Annotated in this window: 21 protein-coding genes; 5 read left to right on the top strand and 16 right to left on the bottom strand. The window is 65.3% G+C overall.

Features of this window, described 5'->3' with window-relative positions:
* Window positions 1-200: 200 nt before the first annotated feature.
* Both U5782_RS20475 and U5782_RS20470 read left to right on the top strand, forming a co-directional pair.
* Entirely contained in the window at window positions 201-743 is a 543-nt protein-coding gene (locus U5782_RS20475; RefSeq protein ID WP_322045701.1) for a plasmid fertility inhibition factor family protein, read from the top strand.
* Between the two features lie 560 nt (window positions 744-1303).
* Window positions 1304-2392, top strand: coding sequence for a porin (locus U5782_RS20470; protein ID WP_322045700.1), 1089 nt, complete (start codon window positions 1304-1306; stop codon window positions 2390-2392).
* Window positions 2393-2410: 18 nt separating this feature from the next.
* Here the strand turns inward: U5782_RS20470 and U5782_RS20465 are convergent, their stop codons facing one another.
* The 5 genes from U5782_RS20465 to U5782_RS20445 all read right to left on the bottom strand — a co-directional run bounded on the left by U5782_RS20465 (window position 2411) and on the right by U5782_RS20445 (window position 8069).
* Window positions 2411-3265 carry an IclR family transcriptional regulator gene (locus U5782_RS20465; RefSeq protein WP_322045699.1) on the bottom strand — a complete coding sequence of 285 codons (855 nt, stop codon included), beginning with the start codon at window positions 3263-3265 and terminating at the stop codon, window positions 2411-2413.
* Window positions 3266-3351: 86 nt separating this feature from the next.
* Window positions 3352-4734, bottom strand: a complete 1383-nt coding sequence (locus U5782_RS20460; protein WP_322045698.1) for an MFS transporter — start codon at window positions 4732-4734, stop codon at window positions 3352-3354.
* Window positions 4735-4852: 118 nt separating this feature from the next.
* Entirely contained in the window at window positions 4853-5686 is an 834-nt protein-coding gene (locus U5782_RS20455; RefSeq protein ID WP_322045697.1) for a sugar phosphate isomerase/epimerase, read from the bottom strand.
* Window positions 5687-5698: 12 nt separating this feature from the next.
* Window positions 5699-6310, bottom strand: a complete 612-nt coding sequence (locus U5782_RS20450) for an NIPSNAP family protein (RefSeq protein ID WP_322045696.1) — start codon at window positions 6308-6310, stop codon at window positions 5699-5701.
* Window positions 6297-8069 (bottom strand): FAD-dependent oxidoreductase, encoded by a 1773-nt coding sequence (locus U5782_RS20445; protein WP_322045695.1) that lies wholly within the window; start codon window positions 8067-8069, stop codon window positions 6297-6299. The genes U5782_RS20450 and U5782_RS20445 overlap by 14 nt, the downstream gene beginning before the upstream one ends.
* Before the next feature lie 140 nt (window positions 8070-8209).
* On the opposite strand from U5782_RS20445, the gene U5782_RS20440 reads away from it, so the two are divergent.
* On the top strand, window positions 8210-9115 hold the full coding sequence (locus U5782_RS20440) for an NAD(P)-dependent oxidoreductase (protein ID WP_322045694.1): 906 nt from the start codon (window positions 8210-8212) through the stop codon (window positions 9113-9115).
* 9 nt (window positions 9116-9124) lie between these two features.
* On the opposite strand, the gene U5782_RS20435 is transcribed toward U5782_RS20440, so the two are convergent.
* On the bottom strand, window positions 9125-10183 hold the full coding sequence (locus U5782_RS20435; protein ID WP_322045693.1) for a Gfo/Idh/MocA family oxidoreductase: 1059 nt from the start codon (window positions 10181-10183) through the stop codon (window positions 9125-9127).
* 240 nt (window positions 10184-10423) lie between these two features.
* On the opposite strand from U5782_RS20435, the gene U5782_RS20430 reads away from it, so the two are divergent.
* Both U5782_RS20430 and U5782_RS20425 read left to right on the top strand, forming a co-directional pair.
* Window positions 10424-11293 (top strand): shikimate dehydrogenase family protein, encoded by an 870-nt coding sequence (locus U5782_RS20430; protein ID WP_322045692.1) that lies wholly within the window; start codon window positions 10424-10426, stop codon window positions 11291-11293.
* A complete protein-coding gene (locus U5782_RS20425) occupies window positions 11290-13077 on the top strand; it encodes an FAD-binding protein (RefSeq protein WP_322045691.1) in 1788 nt (595 codons plus the stop codon). Before U5782_RS20430 ends, U5782_RS20425 begins: the two co-directional genes overlap by 4 nt.
* Window positions 13078-13159: 82 nt before the next feature.
* Here U5782_RS20425 and U5782_RS20420 read toward each other — a convergent pair whose 3' ends face one another.
* The 10 genes from U5782_RS20420 to U5782_RS20375 all read right to left on the bottom strand — a co-directional run bounded on the left by U5782_RS20420 (window position 13160) and on the right by U5782_RS20375 (window position 23941).
* Complete coding sequence (locus U5782_RS20420; protein WP_322045690.1) at window positions 13160-14263, bottom strand: porin; 1104 nt, start codon at window positions 14261-14263, stop codon at window positions 13160-13162.
* Between the two features lie 41 nt (window positions 14264-14304).
* Window positions 14305-15327 (bottom strand): histone deacetylase family protein, encoded by a 1023-nt coding sequence (locus U5782_RS20415; RefSeq protein WP_322045689.1) that lies wholly within the window; start codon window positions 15325-15327, stop codon window positions 14305-14307.
* Between the two features lie 35 nt (window positions 15328-15362).
* A complete protein-coding gene (locus U5782_RS20410) occupies window positions 15363-16820 on the bottom strand; it encodes an NAD-dependent succinate-semialdehyde dehydrogenase (RefSeq protein ID WP_322045688.1) in 1458 nt (485 codons plus the stop codon).
* Window positions 16807-18210: an aspartate aminotransferase family protein gene (locus U5782_RS20405; protein ID WP_322045687.1), complete on the bottom strand. Its 1404-nt coding sequence runs from the start codon at window positions 18208-18210 to the stop codon at window positions 16807-16809. Before U5782_RS20405 ends, U5782_RS20410 begins: the two co-directional genes overlap by 14 nt.
* A gap of 49 nt (window positions 18211-18259) precedes the next feature.
* Window positions 18260-19324 carry an ABC transporter ATP-binding protein gene (locus U5782_RS20400; protein WP_322045686.1) on the bottom strand — a complete coding sequence of 355 codons (1065 nt, stop codon included), beginning with the start codon at window positions 19322-19324 and terminating at the stop codon, window positions 18260-18262.
* 33 nt (window positions 19325-19357) lie between these two features.
* Window positions 19358-20155, bottom strand: a complete 798-nt coding sequence (locus U5782_RS20395) for an ABC transporter permease (RefSeq protein ID WP_322045685.1) — start codon at window positions 20153-20155, stop codon at window positions 19358-19360.
* A gap of 4 nt (window positions 20156-20159) precedes the next feature.
* Window positions 20160-21062, bottom strand: a complete 903-nt coding sequence (locus U5782_RS20390) for an ABC transporter permease (RefSeq protein ID WP_322045684.1) — start codon at window positions 21060-21062, stop codon at window positions 20160-20162.
* Between the two features lie 68 nt (window positions 21063-21130).
* Window positions 21131-22213: an extracellular solute-binding protein gene (locus tag U5782_RS20385; protein ID WP_322045683.1), complete on the bottom strand. Its 1083-nt coding sequence runs from the start codon at window positions 22211-22213 to the stop codon at window positions 21131-21133.
* 40 nt (window positions 22214-22253) lie between these two features.
* A complete protein-coding gene (locus U5782_RS20380) occupies window positions 22254-23219 on the bottom strand; it encodes a dipeptidase (protein WP_322045682.1) in 966 nt (321 codons plus the stop codon).
* Window positions 23213-23941, bottom strand: a complete 729-nt coding sequence (locus U5782_RS20375) for a hypothetical protein (RefSeq protein WP_322045681.1) — start codon at window positions 23939-23941, stop codon at window positions 23213-23215. Before U5782_RS20375 ends, U5782_RS20380 begins: the two co-directional genes overlap by 7 nt.
* Window positions 23942-23951 lie beyond the last annotated feature (10 nt).

Here is a 23951-nt window from a genome sequence, read left to right as displayed (position 1 = left end):
TAACCTGATCGCCGACGTGCTGGAGAGCCCGGAAGACGCAGCCACGATCGAGCGCGTCAAGGCGCAGGTTTCGGAGCTGACCAAGCGCTTCCCCGTGTATAGCTGAACGCCGGGTGCAGCAACGTGACGCGGGCGCGCTCGACAGCGCCCGCGTCACGTCGCATTGCGTCAATCACGCGTCATTCGTTAAAGGGGATGCTGTGCAAACGTATATCGGACCATGCGATGCCGTGGGCGGCCGCACGCTCGCCGTGTTCAAGGTCGGCACGCGCCAGGGGGATGTGTACATGAGCGTGGGCCGAACCGAATTCGGCAACGAAGAGCGCGCCGTGGTGGAAGTGCGGCGCGACGCGCTGGTCGGATTGTGGCGCAATGAAATGCCCGGTTCGATACGCGCGCCGCTCAGACGCAGCACACACGCCGACGCCATGAGACAGAAACTCGAACTCGCCGACGAAGGTTTCCAGTTCGGCGCGCACGACCCCGTGCCGCTCGTGGAGGTGCGCTGCCGCCTCAGACCTCACCTCGCGCCGCGCGTCGTCAACGGTACGGCCGCGATCAATTCGACGTCGCGGCCCTATGTCTCGATCGTCGACGGCGCGGCGCGCACCTTGTGGCTCGCGTCCCAGGGCGCAGCCTGCTTTCCTGTGGAGTGCTCCGTGGCCGAAGCGCCCCTGCTCGCGCGCCTGGCCGGCATGCCACAGAGTCCCTGGTTGCGCGTGTCGGAAATGCTGCCGCAATAGCTGGCGTTCTATCTCCCTGCCACGCTTCCTGCAATTGCCCTCCAACACCTCGACCGGTATGCACCGGTCGAGCGTCTCGCGCTAACGCATCGTCATCTGCATGGCGATTGCATCATTCCAGCCCCGCTCGGCCCGTCGCAATCGTACTGGTTTACCCGCTCCGGTTGGCAGAGAAAAAATGCCACCCAATCTCCGTTTTATACATGGACCCATTGGCGTGCGCGCAATTAACCTTGTCGCATGATCTTCAAGACGATTTCGACCGCAATGGATATCGACCAGACAAACGCGCTCAATCAAGTGAGCCTTGATTGAGCCGCGAAACATCTAGATCCGTTCTCTTGCCCGGCCGTTGCCGGGCTTCTGTCTGACGAGCGACCCACTCGCGGGCCGCGCAGACGTTCTTCCTCTTCGTCCTCAACGCCGTCGTCTGAACGGACGTATCGACACGTTCAATCGTTTTGCGAATTGCACGATCGTGCATTTAAGTTAGCTGTACCAAATACTCAATACCTATAAAGGCACCGGCACGCCGCTGCGTACAAGCATGGAGATACTGCATGAAAAAATTGATCACTCTCGCATCCGGCGCAGTCCTGTACAGCGCGTGCACGCCCTCCGCGTTCGCGCAGTCGACGGTCACGCTTTATGGCGTGCTCGACAATGGCTTTGTCTATCAGAGTTCGAGCGGCAGCAATTCAGCGGTCCGTGCCGTGCCCGGCGGACTCTTCGCAACACGCTACGGCTTCAAGGGCAGCGAGGATATCGGCGACGGCCTGCATGTCAATTTCCAGCTTGAGCAAGCGTTTTCCGGCCAGACGGGCGCGGCGACCAACGCGGCCGAAGCCTTCAATCGCCTGGCCTATGTCGGCCTGTCCGGCGGTTTCGGCGAAGTCCGCTTCGGCCTGCAAAACTCGCCGCAATACGACGTGCTCCAGGCGGCCATGGACCCGACCTGGGTCAAAAGCATCGCGTCGCCGATGAACAACTTCAACGGGCTGATCATCCGCGCGAACAATGCCATCTCCTGGTACACGCCCACATACGGCGGGCTGAACGCCAAATTCATGATCGCCTTGCGCGATTCGTCGAGCGGCGGGTCGGGCAACGGCATCGGCTTCTACAACGTGGTCGTCCAGTACATCAACGGGCCGTTGAACGTGGCGGCAGGCTATGAGCGCGGCGACGAGCCGGGCGAGGGAGCGGGCGGAAGCTATACGCTCGCGGGCGGCGCCGCGGCGGGACCGGGCGCGGTATTCAGCGTGTTCAATGCGGGGGCATCGTATGTGATCGGGTCCAACCGCATCTGGCTGGCTTATCACACGGAGAACCTGACCAACACGCCCAAGTACATGCAGCACGACGTCTACCAGATCTCGGACTCGTATCAGATCTCGCCGTTTTCGCTGCTTTCCGTGATGTACGGCTATCTGCACGACCGTACGGGCAAGGGCAACAATGCGCAGCAAGTGGGCCTGCTATTCGAGTACTACCTGTCCAAGGCGACCGAACTCTATACCGCAGCCGGCTTTATCCAGAACCGGAACCAGGCGCAATACACGCTCTCCGGTACGGCGTATTCGGGTCTGACGATCACCCCCGGCTCGGACACGCGCGGTATCGGCGTGGGCCTGGTGCACAAGTTCTGAGACAGGGGCCGCACGCGCTCATTTCGCGGCCGAGCGTCCCTTCGCCTTACCCGCGCCACCACGCACCGGTTCGACTTCCGCAACCGTCGCCCGTTGCTTGAAATACTGCGAACTCAGCGTGGCCGCGCCCATGTCCGACGCCGCCTCCAGCAAATGCGGCGCCAGTTCCTTCAGGCGCTCCTCCGGCAAGCGGCTGGTCGGCCCCGCGAGGCTGACGATGCCCACCACCTCGTCGGTCACGGGATTGCGCACGGCCGCCGCGATCGACGTCATACCGGGTTCGTACGTCTCGATCGCGACGCCATAGCCGCGTTGCCGCGCGCCGCTCAGATCCTTCAGGAACTGCTGGATCGTCTTCGGCGCGCGCGGCGCGTTGTGCGCTTTCGATCCGAGCCCGCCCTGCTTAGAGACCAGTTCGATCGCCCGCTCGTCCGGCAACGTGGCAAGCCACGCCTGACCGCTCGCGGTGCAATGCAGCGGCGGGTTGCTGCCCATGTCCGGGTCGTAGCGCAGCCCCGACTTCGCGCCCTGCGCCTTGCCGACAAAGGTGATGTGCTCGCCTTCCACCACCCCCAGCCGCGCCAGTTCGCCCGAAGCCTCGGCCAGCCGGTCGAGCACCGGCTGCGAGATGTCGAACACGCCGCTCGTCGATAGATAGATCAGCGCGAGCGACACCAGCTTCATGGCCAGCACGTATTCGCCATGCTCCTCGTCCTGGCGCACGAAGCCTTCGTCGATCAGCATCTGCAGCAGGCGGTGCGTGCCGCTGCGCGGGATATCCAGCGTGTCGGCGATGGTGGCCAGCGGCATGCGGCCACCGTTGCGGGCCAACAGTTCCAGCACGCCGAGCGCGCGCTCAAGATTCCCTGCCATAGCGTTTTCTCATCCGTTTCGTGATGATCAAATGAGAACACAATTCCACAGTGGAATTCAAGCAGATTCGCTGAGCGCGCCGACGATCAATGCCCCGGGTTCACGCCCACGGCCGTGAAGCTGCCGCGATGGCGCGCGCCTTTGAGCAGCACCGCCAGGCCGCCCACCGCAGCGGGCACGGCCAGCGCCGTGAAGACCGCGCCAAAGCTCCAGTTGGCGTGCAACATGGCCGCGCCCACCATTGCGCCGGTGATGCCGCCAAAGCGGCCCACGCCGAGCATCCAGCTCGTGCCGGTCGCACGCATTTCGGTGGGATAGGAGCCGGCGGCAAGCGCGCAGAAACCCGTGTTCGAACCATTCATGCAGTAGCCCATGCCGAAAGCGAGCACGCAGATGATGCTGAAGGGGTGCGCCGACGCGCCCATGTACCAGGCAAGCACGCCGCCCGCAAGCACGGTCACGCCCAGCGCGCGATGCGGGTTGAAACGGTCCATCTGCCAGCCGATCAACACCGATCCCATCGTGCCGCCCGCCTGGAACAGCGCGCCCACCACCGCCGCTTCGGCGAGCGTGAAGCCCAGACCGCGAATCAGCGTGGGCAGCCAGTTGCCGAGCAGATAGACCGTGAGCAGGCCCGCGAAATAGCAGATCCACAGCATCACCGTGCCGAACGCGTGTTCGCGCGAGAGGATCGCGCGCACGGGGCTGCCCGGCGCCTGCGCGGGTTCGTGCGAGACGAAGCGCGTGGCCTCATTGGCGGTGCCGGGCTTGAGGCGGTTGAGCACGCTCACGAGACGCGCGCGCCGGCGCTTTGCGAGCGCGAGATAGCGCGCCGATTCCGGCAGCCACTTGACGAGCACCGGCACGAACAGCACCGGCAGCACACCGCCGAGCAGCAGCACCGACTGCCAGCCCCACTTCGAAATCAGCCACGCGCTCACGAAGCCGCCGCCCGCCGCGCCGAACGTAAAGCCGCAGAACACCGCCGTCACCATCAACGCGCGGCGGCGCGGCGGCGCGTATTCGGCCATCAGCGTGGCCGCGTTCGGCATCGAAGCGCCCAAACCGATGCCTGTGAGAAAGCGCAGCACCGTAAGCGACGTCACGTCCACAGCGAATGCGGACGCCACGCTCCACACTCCGAAGAACAGCACGGCGACCGTCATGACCGTCTTGCGGCCCAGACGATCCGACAACGGCCCGGCGGTCAGCGCCCCGAACGCGAGACCCAGCAGGCCACCGCTCATCACCGGCCCGAGCGCGTCGCGCGGAATCCCCCACGCGCTGGAGAGCGACGGCGCGATGAAGCCGATCATGACGGTGTCGAGACCATCGAGCATCACGATCATCATGCACAGCAGCAGCACGAGCATCTGAAAGCGCCCGACCGGCTGGCTATCGAGAAACTGCTGGACGTCCAGCGCGTGTGCGCCCTTGTCCGTGGATTGACGTTGCTGCGAGAAAGCCATGTTTGTCTCCATGTCATTTTCTTCTTGTTCTGCTATGTCGATTCAGAACGCAGACCCGGACGGCGCTTCGACTGGCCACCTGTCCGGGCTGCTCGATACATCAATGCATCACCATCTCTCAGGTCGTTGCACGCGCCCGCTCGAGCACGGCGAGCGTCGCCTCGCGCAAGCGGCGCGCGCGCGCCACGGCAGGCGTGGTCTTGGCCCATTGTTCGGTCGGCACTTCGACGCTTACGGGCAAGTGGTCCGGCAACGCGCCCAGAATGCCCACGAGATCGAGCCCGCCCTCGCCCGGAATCATGCGTTCGCAGCGCGCCTGAAACAGCAGCGTGTCGAGGTCGGCAGGCCGCTCGGCGGGTGCGTCGCAGAACTGCACATAGCCGAAGTATTCGCGCGGCAGGGCGCGCAAATCGTCGAGCGACGAGCGCGCACGATCGAAGTGAATCGGGTCGATGATGAGGCCGGTGTTACGCCGCCCGCTCGCCTTCACGATGCGCGCGCCCGCCGTGATGTCCTTCACGTCGGTCCACGGCATGGGTTCGAGCGAAGGCGTGAGGCCAAGCGGCGCGGCGATATCGCAAAGCTGGCCCAGCCGTTCAACCGTGCGCGCCTCGTCGGGGTCGTTGCCCGCCACGAGCACGTAACGCGCGCCCAGCTCCGCGGCCGTTTCGAGCATGGGCCGATACGCGTTCACATCGGTATCCGGCTTCAGGCGCAGGATCTCGACGTCGAGCACGCGCATGCCGTTATCCTTCAGGACAGCCAGGGTTTCGCGCTTGAGCGGCGTATTGCCGACGATCTCGTGACGCACTTCGTGGTCCGTTGCGGGCAGCAGGCGCAAGCCCACGTAGTCGTAGCCCGCATCGACGGCGCATTGCACCATCTGCGGCGGGCTCAGTTCGAGCACGGTCAAGGCCGAAAGCGACAGCGCACGCGGTTGAGGCTGGGTCATGGCATTCCCCGGTTAGCGCAGCGGCGAGAACGGCGCGGGCACGCAGATGGTCGATTCCATCGTCGTGAGATGCGCGGGTCCGCCCTTCGGCGGCCAGATGCCGTCCTTCACCGCTTCGGCGCGAATGCGCGAGCGCTCGTCCACGCTCGCATACGGCCAGATGTTGAGAAAACGCGGCACGTCGCCGTCGAGCGAGTACATTGCGCCCACCAGCGGCGAGCGCTGCGTGCGCTCGGGCACCGCCTGTTCCCACACGTCGATCGTGTGTTGCAGGCTGCCGAGCTTCGTGCCATACACGCGCATCTCGTAGATGCCGCCGTGCACGGCCGGCTCGATCGGCGGCAGGAACGGGAAAAGCGCATAGCTTTCCGTCTTGACGTCGGTGATGAACTCGCCCACGCCGAACGGATTGCCTTCGAGCAGCAAGCGCTTGCGCTCGCCCACGAGCGCCGCCTCCGACTCGTAACCACGCAGCACCAGCACCTTGCCGAGCGAGCCGATATCGGAATACCAGCAACCGAGCAGCTTGCCGTCATGCGGATCGCCGCTCGCCTTGATGCCTTCGAAGACCTGCGCATTCGCGCCGATCTTCACCGTGAGCGTCACTACGTCATACAGTGTCATTGCATTGTCCTTGAGGATGAATGGAAATTTGTTTGGAGTCCGACACAGCTCCGTTAGCGGCGCGTGCACCGGCCAACGAGAGTCCGGCGAGATAACCAAAAGTCATCGCCGGGCCCAGCGTGATGCCGCCGCTCGGATAGCAGCCGCCCATCATGCTGGCGCTGTCGTTGCCGACGGCGTAGAGGCCTTCAATCGCGCGGCCGTCGCGATCGAGCGCGCGCGCCTGTGCGTCGGTCGCGAGCCCGGAGAACGTGCCGAGGCTGCCCGGCAGCAGTTTCACCGCGTAATACGGGCCGTTTTCAATCGCTTCGAGGCACGGGTTCGGCTGATGTTCGGCATCGCCCTGGATGCGGTTGTACGGCGTCGTGCCCTTGTGAAACTGCGGATCGAAGCCCTGTTTCGCATACTGGTTGTAAGTCGCGACCGTCTCGCCGAGCGCATTGGCGTCGATGCCGCATTGCGCCGCCAGTTCCGCGAGCGTCGCGCCGCGCTTCAGATAACCGGAGCGCCGATACGGCCCGGTCGGAAAGGGCAACGGCTTCGAAAAGCCCAGTCCATAGCGGCGCTGGAAGCGGTGATCGCAAACGAGCCAGGCGCACAGTTCCTCGCCGCGCGGCGTCGTGTCGATCAGCGCGCCAATGAAGTCGTGATACGACGAGGCCTCGTTCACGAAACGCTTACCGGCGCGCGTCACCGCGATGACGCCAGGCTTGGCGCGCTCGATCAAATGCGGAAAAACCACGTCCTTGACGCCGTCGTGCTCGGGCACGATCGAGACCGGCGCCCACGCGGCGGGCGTTTCCAGCGCGTTGTCGAAATGCGCGCCGATGGCTTCGCCAAGGCGTATGCCGTCGCCGGTATTGCTGCGCGGCGCCGCCGACCAGTGCTCGCGGCCCGAAGGCGTATAGGCGAAAGTTTGCGCGCGGCGGGCGAGATCGTGCGGGAAGCCGCCGCACGCGAGCACGACACCGCGCGCGGCCCGCACCTCGTGCACTACGCCGTCGATCTCGACGCGTGCGCCCGTCACACGCGTCCCCTCGCGCAAGAGTTCGATCGCCTTGGCGCGCGTGCGCAGATCGACCCCGCGATCGGCCGCCGATTTCAGCAGCCGCGCGGCGAGCGCATTGCCGTTCACGAGATGCATCGAGCGCCCGTAGCGCAGCGCGTGCCAGCCGAAGGCCGCGAGACGGCGGCTCGCATAGAGCGCCGAGCGCAGCGAACGCGTGGCGCGATAAAAGTGCGCCAGATCCTGACCCGAACCCAGCGCCATGCCCTTGATCGTCGCAACCGAAAGCGGTTTGCGCAGCTTCTCGATCAGCGGGCCGAGTTCGCGACCGTCGAACGGCATCGCGCATACCGAGCGCCCGCCTGTGCCCGCACCCGGCGTGGTGTGAAAGTCGGGAATGCGGTTGCCGTCGATAAAACGCACCGCCGTGTGGCGCTCGAAAAAATCGACCATTTCCGGCCCGCGTTCGAGCAGTGCATCGACCTTGGCGGCGTCGTACTGGCCGCCCAATTCGCTCTTCAGATACGTGCGCGGCGCTTCGATATCCTCACGAATGCCCGCGCGTGTCGCAAGCGGATTGCGCGGAATCCATAGCCATCCGCCGGACCAGGCGGTCGTGCCGCCCAACACGTCCTCTTTTTCCGCGACGATCACGCGCAAGCCCTGCGCCGCCGCCGTCACCGCCGCCGAGAGCCCGCCCGCGCCGGAGCCCAGCACCAGTACGTCGCATTCGAGTTTCGGTTCTCGCTTCATGTTCGGTATCGCCTTTCCTGTGTCTCCAGAGACCGCGTTGCGTAGTCTTTGTAGAATTACTTTTCGTTCTGGAATACTATTCCACAAAAGCAGGTTTGGCAAAGACTTTGTGACCGGACGAAAAACATGGAGGCAGGACAATGCAGGTACTGATTACAGGCGGCAGCGGCTTTTTGGGGGCATGGATCATGAAGCGGCTGCTCGCGCGCGGCATGGACTGCGTGGCGTTCGACCTGCGCGCGAATGCGCGGCTGATCGAGGCGCTCGCGCCCGAACGCGCGGCGTCGGTGCAATGGCGCACGGGCGACATCGCCAGCGCGGCCGATGTGGCGCGGGCGTTCGACGGCTGCGACGCCGTGATTCATCTCGCGGGCATCCTCACGCCCGACTGTGCGGCGAACCCGGTGCGCGGCGCGCAGATCAACCTGATCGGCACGCTGAACGTATTCGACGCCGCGCGCAACGCGGGCATCCGCCGCGTGCTCTACGCGAGCAGCGCGGGCGTGTTCGGCCCCGACGACGGCGCAACACCGCTGCCGCAAACGCACTACGGCGCGTTCAAGCTCGCCTGCGAAGGCTCCGCGCGCGCCTTCTGGCACGACCACGGTATCGCGAGCATCGGCTTCCGGCCGCTTGTGGTGTACGGTGCGGGGCGCGAATCAGGTTCGAGCGCGGGACCCAGCCTCGCCTGCCGGGCCGCGGCATGCGGCGAGCGCTATACGATCCCGTTCAGCGGATCGACGGGCCTCGTGTTCGCCGACGACGTCGCGGCAGCCTATGAAGCGGCCCTGCTGCGCGAATTCGAGGGCGCACATGCCTTCACGCTAGCCGGCGAAATGACGCCCGTCGGCACGCTGATCGACAAGATCGCGGCCATCGTGCCGGGCGCGCGGATCGATGCGAACGGGCCGCCGCTCCCCATCGCTACCGCGTTTCCCCACGACCCCGCGCTTGAGCGCCTGCTGCCAGGCTTGCCACACACCTCGCTCGAAGACGGCCTGCGCGAGACCGTGGCGTTCTATCGCCACAGTCTTCAGGCATCCTGATCGTTTTTTCTACGCTGCTTCAAAGGAAGCGGCCAGTTCAGGTGCGACTGGCGCCCGCGAGCTGGCCGCCCGATGCACCGCGAGCGTTGCCGCCAACGTGCGCGCGCCGTCATCGGCGGCGCACACCGGCGCTTCTTCACGCGCGATCACGGCCGAGAAGTGGCGCAACTGCTCGTGATACGGATCGGCCAGATGCGGCGTGCTGCGCTCCACGGTCAGCGGCTCATGCCAGCCCTTGGCGCTGCGGTACTCCCACACATCGAGTTGCGGCAGCGTGAGCGACGCATCCGTGCCAATCAGAAAGTGCGTGTTCTCCTGCTGGCGCGGGTAGTGCGCAGCCTCGCCCGCCGCGAGGTCCCAGTTCCACGGCGCAGCCGCCGTGTCGGACACCACGATCGTGCCGAGCGCGCCGCTTGCGAAACGCAGCAGCACGGCGGCCGTGTCTTCCACCGCGAAACCGCGCACTGCGTTCGACGTCTGCGCCTGCACCTCGACGATTTCGCCCAACAGAAAACGCATGATGTCGATGTCGTGAATCAGGTTGATGAGCACCGGACCACCACCCGCCTCGCGACGCCAGGGCACGTCGAAATACGCGTCGGGCTTGTAGAAGGTGGCGAGCGCATTGGCCGCCACCGGCTGGCCAAGCCGCCCCGACTGCACGATCTCGCGCGCGCGGCGCAGGATCGGATTGTGGCGTCGATGATGGCCCACCAGCAGCGGCACGCCCGCATCACGCGCGGCGCGATCGAGTTGCAGCGCGTCCTCCACGAGATCGGCCACCGGCTTCTCGATCAGCGCTGGCACGCCGCGCGCCACGCAGGCCAGCCCCACTTCAACATGCGTTGCGTTTGGTGTCGCGACGATCGCGCCTTCGGGACGCACCTCGTCGAGCATCGCCGCGTAGTCGGCGAACCAGCGCAGCCCTTCCTCTCGCGCGAACTGCTCGGCGGCGGGCGACGGGTCCGCGATCGCCACCACTTGCGCGTGCGGATGCAAACGCGCGCGCTCCACATGCATCCTGCCGATCGCGCCCGCACCGATCACCGCCAGACGTCTCCTTGCCATTGCGTATCTCCTCCTTGCTTCGGTTGAACAGCTTGGCGTCAGGGTGTCGCCTGGGTTTGGCTACGGGTGACGACCCTGATTCCCTGAAATTTTCTTTAATTGTTGAATGCTATTCCACTTTAGACTAAAGTTCATCAAAAATATCGGCGAGCGCACACCTCAGCAGGCAGCGCTCACGCAAACCCGACTGACCGGCCGCACGCACGACGAGGCCGGCTTCACCCAGGAGATGAAAACAGCATGGCTTCCCCCTCTTCCACGACCGTTGCGTCCGCACCTTTTTCACCCACCCCGCCTGTCTCGCTCGACGAGGGCCTGAGCGGCGCCACGCGCGTCTACTTCATCGTCGGCGATCCGATCGCTCAGGTGCGCTCGCCCAAGGGCGTGACGGCGGCACTGCGCGAAGCGGGACGCGACGCCCTCGTCGTGCCCGCGCACGTCGCCCCGGCCGATCTTGCCGCGTTCTTCGCGGGCATCGCGCCCATGCGCAATGTCGACGGCGTCATCATCACCGTGCCGCACAAGTTCAGCGCGGCGGGGTTCTGCGCGAGTCTGTCCGAAGAGGCGGCCTTTCTTGGCGCGGCCAATACCTTGCGCCGCCAGGCGGGCGGCGGCTGGCACGGCGGCATGTTCGACGGCACCGGCTTCGTCGCCGCGCTCGCCGACGAAGGCTGCGAACTGCGCGGCAAGCGTGCGCTGCTGGTCGGCGCGGGCGGTGCGGGATCGGCCATCGCCCAGGCGCTCGTCAATGCCGGCGTCGCCTCGCTCGACGTGCGCGATAACGATGCCGCGCGCGTCGGCTCGCTGGTCGAGCGGCTCGCCGCGCTCGGGCGCGGCGCGGTGCGCGTCGCGGCGCACGACGTCGCCGCCGAATCGTTCGACGTGGTCGTGAACGCCTCGCCGATGGGCATGCGCCCCGAAGACCCGTTGCCCATCGACGTCTCGCGCCTGGCTTCGACCACCTTCGTGGGTGACGTCGTGACGAAGCCGCCGCTGACGCCCTTCATCGAAGCGGCGCGCGCACGCGGCTGCAAAACCGTGACGGGCACGCAGATGTTCGCGCGCGTGTGCGACCGCATGGTCGACTTCCTTCTGGACTCCCAGGCATGAACGCGACCAGACAACCGGGTTGGGACGAGGAAGTCGATCTGCTGATCTTCGGCGCGGGTGCAGCGGGCATGACGGCAGCGCTCGTCGCCGATCACGAGCAGCTGAAGGTGCTGCTGTGCGAGAAGACCGGCATGGTGGGCGGCATCACGTCCACCTCGGGCGGCACCACCTGGGTGCCGGGCACAGCGCTGAGCGTGGAAGCGGGCGTGCCCGATAGCGTCGACGATGCGCGGCGCTTCCTGCGCTCGGTCGTCGGCGCACGCGGCGGCGACGAAGCGCGCGAAGCGTTCCTGCAAAGCGGCCCGCAAGCCATCGACGAACTGGCCCGTATCAGCGAGGTCAAGTTCGTCGCCGCCACGGCGCACCCCGACTATGTGAGCGGCCCAGGCGCCGCGTTTGGCGGCCGCGCGCTCGTGCCCGCGCCATTCGACGCACGCGTGCTCGGCCGCGCCTTCGCGCGCGTGCGCCCGCCGCGCAAGGAGTTCATGGGGCTCGGCGGCATGATGGTCGCGCGCAACGACCTGAACGCGCTGCTCGCGCCCTTCGCGACGTTTGCCAACTTCCGCCGCACGATCGCCGTGGTGGGCCGCTATGCGATGGACCGACTGCGCTACCCACGCGGCACGCAACTGGTGATGGGCAACGCGCTGGCCGCACGGCTCTATTACAGCCTGTGCAAGCGCAACGTCGAAGTCCGCTTCGACACGCCGCTCGTCGAACTCGTGCGCGAAGACGGCCGCGTGACCGGCGCCATCGTCGCCACGCCTGAAGGTGGACGACGCCGCATCGGCGCGCGTCGTGGCGTGGTGCTCGCCACGGGCGGCATCACGCGCCACCCGGCGCTGCGCAATCAGCTCTTTCCGGCGGGCGCGCGCGGCCTGTCGCTGGCCCCGCAAACACACACAGGCGATGGCGTGGACCGCGCCCAGCAAGTGGGGGCGAACGTCGAGAACGGCGGCGACAGTCCCGGCCTCTGGATGCCTTGCTCGATCCAGCGCGCGCGCAACGGCAACCCGGAACACGACAGCGTGTGGCCGCACATCATCCTCGACCGCGCTAAGCCTGGGCTCATTGCGGTGAATAGCCGGGGCGAGCGCTTCGTCAACGAATCGGCCTCGTATCACGACTTCGTAATGGGCATGCTGAGCGACGCGCAGAAGCACGGCGTCAACGGCCCGCGCGTGAGCGCGCATCTGATCGTGGACGCCGCGTTCATCCACGAATACGGCCTCGGCTTGCTGATGCCCGCGCGCAGCGCGGCGCGTATCGCCGCCTTCGAGCGCTCGGGTTATCTGGTGAAAGGCGACACGCTCGCCGAACTCGCCACGAAGCTCCAGGTGAACGCAGCAGGCCTCGCACGCACGGTGGACACCTACAACCGCGACGCCGCCGAGGGCCGCGACCCCGCGTTCGAGCGCGGCAGCACGCCGATGAATCGCTTCAACGGCGACGCGCGCCAGCAACCCAATCCGTGCGTGCGGCCCATCGGCGCGGGGCCGTACTACGCCGTCACGGTCTGGCCCGCCGATCTCGCCTGTAGCGCGGGCCTGAGCGGCAATGCCAACGGCGAAGTGCTCGACCACGCAGGCCACGTGATCGAAGGCCTTTTCGCGTGCGGCAACGACCTCGCGTCGATCTTTCGCGGCACCTACCCCGGTCCCGGGACGACGCTCGGGCCCGCCCTCGTGTTCGGCTGGCGCATCGCGAAGTACGTCGCGCAAGGCGGCGAGGAAAACCAGCGGCTCGTGAATCCGGAGTTTGCGCCGCAGTGGGATGCGGCGTGAGGCGAGGTGCCCGCCTCCCGCGTGTTCCGATGGACAGGCTGCCTGGCAGCCGGCAATGCTTGTGCTGCCAGGCCACCGCCTGTTAGAAATTATGCAGGATGCCCACCCGCGCATTGCCCTGCCAGCTCACCTGCGATGGCGCGAAGTCGTAAGCCGTAACCGGGTCCACGCCCGACGACGCCTTCAGAAAATCAACCGATGCGTAGAGCTGCGTGCGCTTCGACAGGCTGTAGTAGGCCCCCAGGCTTACCTGGTGCCACTTGTGTCCCTCGAACCGCGTGTGCTGATACGCAAGCGCCGTCAGCAACGAAGGCGTGGCCTGCCACGTCACGCCGCCCTCGTAGACCTGCATCACCGTCGCGTCGCCCTGATACTTGAGGCGCGTATTGGTCATGTTGGCGATCAGCGTCACGTTGCCGATGGCGTAGCTTGCGCCGACGCCCAGCGTGCCCAGCGAATCAAGCTCAAACGATTCCTGCACCGGCGTGACGTTGTCGCCGTCGCGCGTGACGACGGTGCGACCCATGAAGGTACGTAAGCCCATCGCCGCATAAGGGTCGAAAGTCGTACCCGCCAGATAGGTGTACGAAACACCTGCCGTGAAAGGACCGTGATCGTAGAACACCCCGCTGCTCCACGCGCTGCCCTTGTGGAATTCGCCGGCCGTATTGCTGAACGAATACATCGCGATCGCCGACAGACCGTAGAAATCCGGTGAACGATATTTCACCGAGTTGTCGAGCCGATCCCCCAGCGTGCGGTCGAGGTCGCCCTGGTGAAAGCCATAGCCCGATGCGATCGCGGCTACGTTATAGTCCCACGCAAAGTCCGTGGTCGCGTCGTACTGGCGCCCGAACGTAAGCGTGCCATAAGGCGAACTCAGGCCCACATAAGCTTGTCGCCCGAACATCAGACCGCCTTGCCCCAGCGAGCCGTTATCGAGGCTGAAGCCGTTCTCGAGCTTGAATACCGCCTTCGTGCCGCCGCCCAGATCCTCCGAGCCGTCCAGCCCCCAACGGCTGCCGCGATAGACCCCACTTTCCATGCGCACGTTGTGCGCCCCGCCCTCGTTATTGACGACGGTGATGCCCTCGTCGAGGATGCCGTACAACGTCACCGAGCCCTGCGCATGGACGAGCCCGGCCATCGACGCCGCTGCTGCGGCGACCGCGATCTTGCCTTTCATTGCCAACCCCTTGCTGTTGTGGAAAAAGTATCGTGTGCGCCTCAGGCCAGGCCACCGAGAAACGCGAGCAACGCGTCCCCGATCGCGCCAAGGTGATAGCCGCCTTCCTGGACGATCACGACGGGCAGCGCCTGCGCGCGCACGAGCCGCGCGATGCGCGCATAGGCGGCGCTCGTCACCTCGAAGCGTGAAAGCGGATCGTCGCCATGCGCATCCCAACCGGCCGCGATCACGAGTGCCTCGGCACCGAACGCGCGCGCACGCTCCAGAAGCGCGGCAACGGCGGCGGTGAACGCTTCGTCGTCCGCGCCCGCAGGCAGAGGAATGTTGAGATTCGCGCCAAGACCTTCACCTTCGCCGTATTCGTGCGCGGCGCCGCTGAAGAACGGAAACGTGTCGCGTGGATCGGCGTGCGTCGAAGCCGTGAGCACGTCGCCACACGTGTAGAAAATCGCCTGCGTGCCGTCGCCGTGATGCAAGTCGAAATCCACGATGGCTACACGCGCGTAACGCTCGCGCAAGCGCACCGCCGCAATCGCCGCGTTGTTGAAGAAGCAGTAGCCCGACGCGCGATCGCGCAGCGCGTGGTGGCCAGGCGGGCGGCATAACGCAAACGCCAGCGTCTCGCCCGCGAGCACGGCATTCGCCGCCGCAACTGCCGTTTGCGCCGACCAGTACGCGCCGTCGAACGTGCCCTCGCCAATCGGGCAACTCAGATCGCCCATATAGACACCGGCCTGGGCGAGCAGCGGCAACGTGGTGCGCTCGCGCACGCGCTCACGTGACGACGGGAACACGTTGGGGATGACCTCTGCGTTCGTGCTGTCGCCGCGCCAGTGCGACCACGCGTTGCGCACGAATTCGACGTAGTCCTTGTCGTGCACGGCGAGTATCGGTGCAAGACCCGCGTCCTCAGGCTCGCTTGAAACATATCCCCCACGCTCCAGCGCGCGCAGCAGGCACGCTATGCGCTCGGGACTTTCATGCGCTGGTGCGAAGCGACCTTGATAGAACGATCGGCTCGGCATATGGCGCGTTTGCTTCGACGAATAGAATATTTTCATTAGATTTGGATAACTAAATACTTCGTCGAAAAAATTTACGGCAGCGAGTCGAACTGCGTAATGAAACGTGTGGCGAGATAACCGTCGAACGTTTCGCTGCCGCCCTCACTGCCGTAACCGCTATCGTGCAGACCGCCGAACGGGGTCTCCGGCAAAGCGAGACCAAAGTGATTGACGCTGACCATCCCCGCCTTGAGCCGCCGCGCGGCATGATGCGCCTGCGCCGAGGAACGCGTGAACACATAGGAAGCCAGCCCGAACGGCAGCGCGTTCGCGGCTTCGATCACGCCATCGAAGGTATCGAACGGCACGATGGCGGCAAGCGGACCAAACGGCTCCTCGAACATCACCCGCGCCGCGCTCAGGTCGCCGCACAACACGGTTGGCGCGAAAAAATGGCCGCGTTCGTGCAGCCGCGTGCCACCCGTTGCGAGCGTGGCGCCGTGCGCGATGGCGTCGTCGACGAGCGTCTGCATCGCCTGAACGCGGCGCGCGTGACACAACGGCCCCATTTGCACGCCGGGCTCATCGCCCGCTCCCACGTGCGTGATGCGCATTGCCTCGGTGAAGCGCTCGACAAAGGAATCGTAGGCGGGCCGCTCGACATAGAAGCGCGTGGGCGCAATGCAAACCTGCCCCGCATTGCGTAACTTCTGCGTGGCGAGTGCCCGCGCGCAGGCGTCGATATCGGCGTCGGCGAATACCAGCACGGGCGCATGGCCGCCCAGTTCCATCGTCGTGCGTTTCATATGGCGCCCCGCCAGCGCGGCGAGTTGCTTGCCCACCTCGACCGAGCCGGTGAACGAGACCTTGCGCACGATATCGTCCGCGATCAGGCGCGCGGATAACACCGAAGGCTTACCCCACAGTAGATTCAGGCAGCCGTTGGGCAAGCCTGCCTCCTGAAGCGCGCGACCTAGCGCGACCACTGCGGACGGTGCTTCTTCCGGTCCCTTGAGCACAAGCGTGCAGCCCGCGCCCAGCGCCGCACACACTTTGCGCACCGCCTGGCTGAACGGAAAATTCCACGGCGTGAAGGCCACGCATACGCCTACGGGCTCGCGCACCACGCGTTGATGCACACGCACGTCGCGCGAGGGAATCTCGCGCCCGTAGATACGACGGCATTCTTCCGCGTGCCAGAAGATGTGATCGGCGGCAAAGCGCACTTCGGCAAGCGCCTCTTCGAGTGGCTTGCCCTGATCGCGCACGATGTTCGACGCGATCCCCTCTGCCGTTTCGAGCACCCGCTCGCCGAAGCGGCGCAGCACACGGGCACGCTCGAATGCCGACGTCTCGCGCCAGGACTCGAAGGCACGCTGCGCCGCGGCGAGCGCTGCGCTCACATCGGCATCGTCGGCATGCGGGAGCCAGCCTATCGCGCGTTCGGTCGCGGGATCGAAGACGGTTTCGCCTTCGCGGGCGTCCGTCTTCCAGCGCCCGTCGATCAACAGCGCGAGCGTTTCGTAGGAGGCGCGCTCAGCAGTCGACATGGCCGCGCTCGCGTGCATAGACCAACGCGTCGTCGAGCGCGCGTTCGATACGGTCGATCAGATCGTCGATCTGCGCTTCGTCGATGATCATCGCGGGGCACAGGCTCAACGTGTCGCCCAGCGCCCGCGTAATGACGCCGTGCGCACGCGCACGCTGGCCAGCGAACGCCGCCACGCCCGCCTCGGGCGCGAAGTTCTCGCGCGTGTCCTTGTTACGCACGAATTCGAGTCCCGCGACGAGCCCGCTCACACGCGCCTCGCCGATCAACGGATGCGCGCCGAGCCGCGCGATACCCTGTGCGAAGCGCGGCGCAACGCGCCGCACGTGGCCCACGATATCGCGCTCTTCGTAAATCCTGAGCGCCTCCAGCGCCACTGCGGCGGCGACAGGATGACCGCCATAGGTGAAACCATGCGAGAACGAGCCCAGCTTCGCGCTCTGCGCCACGAGCACGCGCTCGATTTTCTCGTTGATGAGCAGCGCCGAGATCGGCATATAGGCCGCGGAAAGCTGCTTGGCAACGCTGATCATGTCGGGCTGGATGCCGAAGGTCTGCGAGCCGAACCAGTCGCCGGTGCGGCCAAAGCCACAGATCACTTCGTCGGCGACGAACAGGATGTCGTACTTGCGCAGCACGGCCTGCACTTTCTCGAAGTAGGTCTTCGGCGGCACGATCACGCCGCCCGACACCATCACCGGCTCGGCAAAGAAGGCCGCGACGGTGTCCGGGCCTTCGCGCAGGATCAGCGCTTCGAGTTCATCCGCACAGCGGCTCGCGAAGGCCTCCTCGCTTTCGCCTGGCAGGCCGTTGCGGTAGTAGTGCGGGCACATCGTGTGCAGAATGCCCTGGATCGGCAGATCGAAGTCACGATGATTGAGCGGCAGACCCGTGAGACTCGCCGATGCCACTGTCACGCCGTGATACGCACGCAGCCGCGAGATGATCTTTTTCTTTTGCGGCCGCCCCAGCGCGTTGTTGTAATACCAGATCAGCTTCACGGCCGTGTCGTTGGCCTCGGACCCGGAGTTCGCGAAAAAGGCCTTCGCCATCGGTACGGGCGCGAGTGCGAGCAGCTTCTCGGCAAGCTCGATGGCGGGCGCCGTCGACTTGTGCGCGAACGAATGATAGAACGGCATCGCGCGCATCTGGCGCACGGCGGCGTCGACCAGGCGTTCCTCGCTGAAACCGAGTCCCGCGCAAAAGAGCCCGGCAAGCCCTTCGATATAACGATTGCCCTGTTCGTCGATAACGTGGATGCCGTCGCCGCCGGTGATGACGTGCGCGCCCACCGATTCGTGCAGGCTCAGGTTCGTGTACGGATGCAGCAGATGCGCCGCGTCGCTGCGTTGCAGCGCGCTCGGCGCGATGGCTTCATGAGGAGCATTCATGCGTCAATTCCTTTTTTTTCTTCGCTAATACAGGGGGTGTCGATCGGTATCACACCACTACGTGCAAATCCGACGACTTCCAGCCAACCGCGCAGCGCGCGCCGGGCGCCAATTCGCGTGCCTCCGGGCCGCGCACGCGCACGCGCAGGGACGTGTCGTCGCAACGGCCGCTCAGCAGTACGCTGTCGCCGTAATTGACCATCGCCTCGATCAGCAACTGGCGCTGCACGTCGCATTGATTGCGCGTCACGGCGTCGCCGCAATGAATCATTTCAGGGCGCAACAGGATGTCGACTTTCGCGCCGGGGGCAGCCTCGAAACGCTTGCGGCCCATGAAGTCGCCGCCCGCCAGCGTGAACCGCCCATCGCCAAGCGCGCGGCCTTCAAACAGATTGCTGTCGCCGACGAACGACGCGACAAAGCGCGTGGCCGGCTCGAAATACACCTCGTCGGGCGTGCCGATCTGCTCGATGCGCCCCGCGTTGAACACCGCAATGCGGTCGGACATCGTCATCGCCTCGGTCTGATCATGCGTCACGTAGATCATCGTCACGCCCAGGTCGCGGTGGATGCGCTTGAGTTCGATCTGCATGTGCTCGCGCATCGCCTTGTCGAGTGCGCCTAGCGGTTCGTCGAGCAGCACGACGTCGGGTTCGAACACGAGCGCGCGCGCCAGCGCCACGCGCTGCTGCTGGCCGCCGGAAAGCGCAGCAGGATGGCGCGACGCATAACCGCCCAGTCCCACCATGTCCAGTGCGGCGCTCACGCGGCGTTGCTTTTCAGCTTTCGCGACGCCGCGCATGCGCAGCGGAAACGCGACGTTATCGGCCACGCTCAGGTGCGGAAACAACGCGTAGTTCTGAAACACCATGCCGATGTTGCGGGCGTAGGCCGGCACGTTGTCGATGGCGCGGCCAGCGATGCGGATCGCGCCCGAGCTGACCTGTTCGAAGCCGGCGATCATCATGAGCGTAGTGGTCTTGCCGGAACCCGACGGGCCGAGAAAAGACACGAACTCGCCGGGCTGGATATCGAGCGATACGCGATCGACGGCGCGATGCTCGCCGTCGTAGGTCTTGCTGACCTGATCGAGCGTGAGGGAGCGGGCTTGCATGGGGACCTCAACGAATAGTGGGCAAACAGCTTGTCAGGCGCGCACGGGCGCAGCGGCCGATGCGCGGCGGCGCACGAGGCGCACCGCGAGCGGCGCGAGAATCGCGGCGAACACGAGCGCGAGCAGGAACGACGATGCGGCGGAAATCACCGGATCGGCTTCCATGCGAAAACTATTGAACATCTGGCGCGGTAACGTGCCGGTGTCGGGGCCGGCGAGAAACACGGCAATCACGGCCTCGTCGAACGACTGGATAAACGAGAACAGCGCGGCGACCAGCACGGCGGGACGCAAGACGGGCAGCGTCACGAGAAAGAACGTACGCAGCGGCCGCGCGCCCAGATTCATCGCCGCGCGTTCGAGATTGCGATCGAACGACTTGATGGCGGCGGTGAGAATCAGTGTCGCGACCGGCAGCGCAAGACAGGCGTGCGCGACGATCAACGCAGCGAAGCTCTGACTCATACGCAGGCGGCCGAAATACGCGTAATAGCCGAGCGCCATGACGATCTGCGGCACGATCATCGGCATCATCAGCAGCAGGTTGAATGCGCCGCGTCCGATGAACGTGTGGCGCACCAGCGCAAACGAAGCGGGAATCGCGAGCGCCAGCGCGATCAGCGTCGCACACGAAGCAATGAACACGCTATGCCACAGCGAGCCCATCCAGTCTGACGAGGCGAAGAAGCGTGCGTAACTGGCGACCGACCACCCTGGCGGCGGAAATTCGAGCGAGGCCTCCGAGCTGAACGACATCGGCACCACGACCGCAAGCGGTGCGATAAGCACGAACCCGATAAGGCCGGCGAGGAACTGCATGGGCTTTTTCATGACATCACTTCCAGAGCCGGTCGAGGCCGACAAAACGGTGATACAGCGCGAACACGGCGAGCGTGAGCACGAGCAGCACGATCGACATCGCCGACGCCATGCCGAAATCGAGCACCTGTTCGATCTGGTCGCCCACCACGCCTGAGATCATCTGGTCGTGCGGGCTGCCGAGCAGTGCCGGCATCACATAGAACCCCAGCGAAGTAATGAACACGAGCGTGCAGCCGTTGACGATGCCGGGCGCGCTCAGTGGCAGCCACACCTCGCGAAACGCGCGCCACGGCCGCGCACCCAGGCTTTCGGCGGCGCGCACGAGGCGCACGTCGATGCGCTTCATGACGGCATAGAGCGCCATCGCCATGAACGGCACGAGCGCGTGCGTCATCGCGAGCGTCGAGCTGAACGAAGTGAACAGCATGTGCGGCGCAGGCCGCCAGCCGAGCGCTTCGAGCAGCGCGGAGAGCGGCCCGCTCACGCCGAGAATCACCATCCACGCGTAGGTCTTGACGAGAAAGCTCGTCCAGAAGCTGAGCGCGAGCACGGTGAGCATGAGGCGCGAGACGAATGCCGAACCCGTCGCCGCGACATAGGCAAGCGGATACGCGCAGAACAGCGCGCACACCGTCACGAACGCAGACGTAAGAAACGTATGCAGGAGCACGCTGCGAAAATGCGCAGAGCCCAGCAGATCGACGAAATTGCCGAAGCCGAAACTCGGCTCGCTCACGCTCATGTAGATCACGTAGCCGAGCGGCACGACGAAGAACACCGCGAGAAACACGAGCGCCGGTACATACAAGAGCCACGGATTGGGTCGCCGGTCCGCATGCTCGCACGGCGCGTGGACACCGGCGGCCAGCGCCGCTTCGTCGACGATCGGCATGGTCGAAAGGGTCGAGTCAGCCAAGGTTGAACTCCAGGAGAAAGATTGCGCGCGCGGCCTGCGCCCCGCGCGCAAGTGACGGCCATGCCGGCTCAGAGCGTCATCCAGCGGTCGAAGCGCGACGCGATCTGGTCGAGTTGAGGCAGCAACTTCACGCCATCGAGCACGACGGCCTGCTGCATGTGCTCGGGCAGCGTCGGCGTGTTCTGCTTCGTCGCGGCGTCCATGTAGTCGAATGCCTTGGGATTGAGCGGGCCGGAGCCGTCCACTGCGTTGAAGCGCGCGAGCCCCTCGGGATTGTTGGCGATGTGCTGCACGAGCCGCCAGGCGTTCTTCGCGCGCGGCGTGCCCTTCGCCACCACCCAGCAACCCTTGTCGATCAGCGCCTGATTCCAGACGATTTCGATCGGCGTTTTGGAGGTGTCCTTGACCGACTTCGCGTAGTCGTTCCAGATGGCGATGGCCTTCACTTCGCCGTCGCGCAGCAGTTGCTGCGACTGCGGACCTTCGGTCCACCACACACGGATCGAGGGCTTGAGGCGATCGAGCGCACGAAACGCGCGGTCGAGATCGTAGGGAAAGAGGTGCTCGGGCGCGACGCCATCGGCGAGCAGCGCATAGGCGAGGACACGCGTGGGATAACGTTGCAGGCTGCGCGCGCCGGGATATTGCTTGAGGTTCCAGAAGTCGGACCAGTTGCGGATTGCACCGCCGCCGAACGCGTCCTTCTGATACGCGATCTGGTTTGCGAACGCATGCGTCGCGAGACCATTTTCGTAGATCGCGCCCGACCACAGCGCATGCTCGTCGAGATGGCCCTGCGCGGGCTCGATCAGTTGCGCGGCATTGGCGCGCGCGGTGTCGGTGACGCCCAGTGTCGTCACGTCGAACTGATACGTGCCGTTGCGCACCTGCGCCGCGAGCTTGGCGAAAGAAATCGGCGATACGGTGCGGATCTGTACGCCGCTGTCCTTCGTGAACGGATCGAACAGGAACTTGCGCGCGGCTTCTTCCCAGTTGCCGCCCCACGTGTTCACATAGAGCACGTTGTCGTCCGCGGCCGCAGCCCGACGCACCCACGGCGCGGCCACCACCGCCGTGCCTGCCGCCGCCGCGCGCAGAAAGCCGCGCCGCGAGAGGGTTGGACCGAACGTGTAATCGTCATCGCTCTTCATGCTGAAACCCCTTGCCTGGAAGTTGGAAATCGTGATGCGCCTAGCCGAACACGGCCTGATAAAGACGCAGCCAGTTACCTGCCGTGAGCTTGTGGACTTCCTCGGCGTTGAAGCCAACGCGACGCAGTCCGTCGTGCACCTTGTTCAGTTCGCCCGCGCTCTTGAGCCAGTCGGGCTTCGGCGTCTTGCCAGGATTCGCCGCCGAGCCCGCGCCGTACTGCACCGAGCGCGTCCAGCGCCCCTTGCGCATCCAGTCCAGATCGGGCTGGCCCGTGTTGTGGCTGTAGTCGGTGCCAATGCCAACGCTATCGATCGACGTGAGCTCCACCGTGCGCGCGACCATCTGGCACCAGGCGTCGACCGTCGTGCACGCGTCCTGCGGCGTGATGTTGCGATAGGCCACACAGCCGATCACACCACCGTTCTGCACCAGCGCACGCAGCACGTCATCGCTCTTGTTGCGCTTGTGATCGAAGATCGCGCGCGCGTTGGCATGAGTGATTGCGACCGGCTTTTCCGACCATTCGATCGCATCGAGCGTCGTGCGATCACCTACGTGCGAACAATCGATCACGATGCCCGCCCGGTTCATCTCGCGCACCACTTCACGGCCGAAGCGGGCAAGCCCGCTATCCTGCGCTTCGTAGCAACTGCCGCCGAGTTCGTTCTGGTTGTTGTAGGTGAGTTGCACGACACGCACGCCCATGTCGGCGAACAACTCGATATAGGCGAGGCGGTCCTCGAACAGATTGCTGTTCTGATACCCGAGCACCACCGCGAGCTTGCCCTCTTCATCGGCGCGGCGAATATCCGCGCTCTTGCGCGCGATGACGATGAGGTCCGAACATTCACGTTCGAAGTCGCGCCAGCGCCCGAGCGAGTCCATCGATTCGAGCGTGCCTTCCCAGAAACCCAGCGTGGGCGTCACACAGGTATAGCCGTTGGCGCGCAGGTCCTCGAACACTTCGCGCGTGAAGTGGCCGCATTGCAGGGCATCGATCAGCATGAGATTTCCTTGTTTTCCTGAGTAGACGGGACGTCCGATCCGGCCTGCGCCGCCCCGGTGTAAAGCATTGAGAGATCGGTTTCGTCTTCGTCCGTGCGGCCGATTACGCGGCCTTGCGCATCGACGATGATCGGCCCCGCGTGGCGGCGCGATTCGTACGAGTCCGGCGCGAGCGCGTCGTTGGCGCGATGGAACAGCGTCCACCAGTACGCACGCTCCACGCGCAGGCCCTCCCGCACGATGCGCGCGAGCGTGCTTTCCCCCTGCTCGCCGGCGAAGCGAAACGTGACGCGCTGCGTGTTGCCGTGCGCTTCGAGCGTCGCTTCGAGACCGTGCGGTTGCGCGAGCGCCGTCACCACGCACAGTTCCTGCGCTTCGCTCACGTCCTCCACGACGAAGCTCGCGCCCCGCCCCGCCTGCAGGGCATCGGCGGCGAGGTCGACAAGCGTGAGTGCGACCAGCCATGCATGCTGCCCCGCACATCGCACACGCGGCGCAGCATCATCCGTGGTGTCGATCAATACGGCTTGCGGCTTTCTCTCTTGAAGTTGTCCTAAATTATTTGTCAAATGAATAAAACCGTCGGCGCCAAGTGCGGTAGAGTACAGCGCGCAGTCGCGCAGCGCGGGCACGAGGCCTTCGTCCACGCGCGCCACCTGCATGAGGCGTTCGAGCACCATGCGGCTTTCGCGCAGGCTGACAGTGATGAGGTCGGTTTGCATCGGTTCGCTG

This window comes from Paraburkholderia sp. J67 (assembly GCF_905220265.1).
Lineage (GTDB): Bacteria > Pseudomonadota > Gammaproteobacteria > Burkholderiales > Burkholderiaceae > Paraburkholderia.
The sequence above is the reverse complement of the archived record's forward strand: the minus strand, read 5'-3'. Positions and strand labels throughout refer to the sequence as shown.

Bases quoted from the DNA above. Each gene is read 5' to 3' on its own strand.
- U5782_RS20465 (WP_322045699.1), bottom strand. From the start codon at position 3,265: ATGGCAGGGAATCTTGAGCGCGCGCTCGGCGTGCTGGAACTGTTGGCC.
- U5782_RS20380 (WP_322045682.1), bottom strand. From the start codon at position 23,219: ATGCTGATCGATGCCCTGCAATGCGGCCACTTCACGCGCGAAGTGTTC.
- U5782_RS20470 (WP_322045700.1), top strand. From the start codon at position 1,304: ATGAAAAAATTGATCACTCTCGCATCCGGCGCAGTCCTGTACAGCGCG.
- U5782_RS20455 (WP_322045697.1), bottom strand. From the start codon at position 5,686: ATGACCCAGCCTCAACCGCGTGCGCTGTCGCTTTCGGCCTTGACCGTG.
- U5782_RS20405 (WP_322045687.1), bottom strand. From the start codon at position 18,210: ATGAATGCTCCTCATGAAGCCATCGCGCCGAGCGCGCTGCAACGCAGC.
- U5782_RS20375 (WP_322045681.1), bottom strand. From the start codon at position 23,941: ATGCAAACCGACCTCATCACTGTCAGCCTGCGCGAAAGCCGCATGGTG.
- U5782_RS20435 (WP_322045693.1), bottom strand. From the start codon at position 10,183: ATGGCAAGGAGACGTCTGGCGGTGATCGGTGCGGGCGCGATCGGCAGG.
- U5782_RS20420 (WP_322045690.1), bottom strand. From the start codon at position 14,263: ATGAAAGGCAAGATCGCGGTCGCCGCAGCAGCGGCGTCGATGGCCGGG.
- U5782_RS20425 (WP_322045691.1), top strand. From the start codon at position 11,290: ATGAACGCGACCAGACAACCGGGTTGGGACGAGGAAGTCGATCTGCTG.
- U5782_RS20450 (WP_322045696.1), bottom strand. From the start codon at position 6,310: ATGACACTGTATGACGTAGTGACGCTCACGGTGAAGATCGGCGCGAAT.
- U5782_RS20400 (WP_322045686.1), bottom strand. From the start codon at position 19,324: ATGCAAGCCCGCTCCCTCACGCTCGATCAGGTCAGCAAGACCTACGAC.
- U5782_RS20385 (WP_322045683.1), bottom strand. From the start codon at position 22,213: ATGAAGAGCGATGACGATTACACGTTCGGTCCAACCCTCTCGCGGCGC.
- U5782_RS20445 (WP_322045695.1), bottom strand. From the start codon at position 8,069: ATGAAGCGAGAACCGAAACTCGAATGCGACGTACTGGTGCTGGGCTCC.
- U5782_RS20395 (WP_322045685.1), bottom strand. From the start codon at position 20,155: ATGAAAAAGCCCATGCAGTTCCTCGCCGGCCTTATCGGGTTCGTGCTT.
- U5782_RS20460 (WP_322045698.1), bottom strand. From the start codon at position 4,734: ATGGCTTTCTCGCAGCAACGTCAATCCACGGACAAGGGCGCACACGCG.
- U5782_RS20415 (WP_322045689.1), bottom strand. From the start codon at position 15,327: ATGAAAATATTCTATTCGTCGAAGCAAACGCGCCATATGCCGAGCCGA.
- U5782_RS20440 (WP_322045694.1), top strand. From the start codon at position 8,210: ATGCAGGTACTGATTACAGGCGGCAGCGGCTTTTTGGGGGCATGGATC.
- U5782_RS20430 (WP_322045692.1), top strand. From the start codon at position 10,424: ATGGCTTCCCCCTCTTCCACGACCGTTGCGTCCGCACCTTTTTCACCC.
- U5782_RS20410 (WP_322045688.1), bottom strand. From the start codon at position 16,820: ATGTCGACTGCTGAGCGCGCCTCCTACGAAACGCTCGCGCTGTTGATC.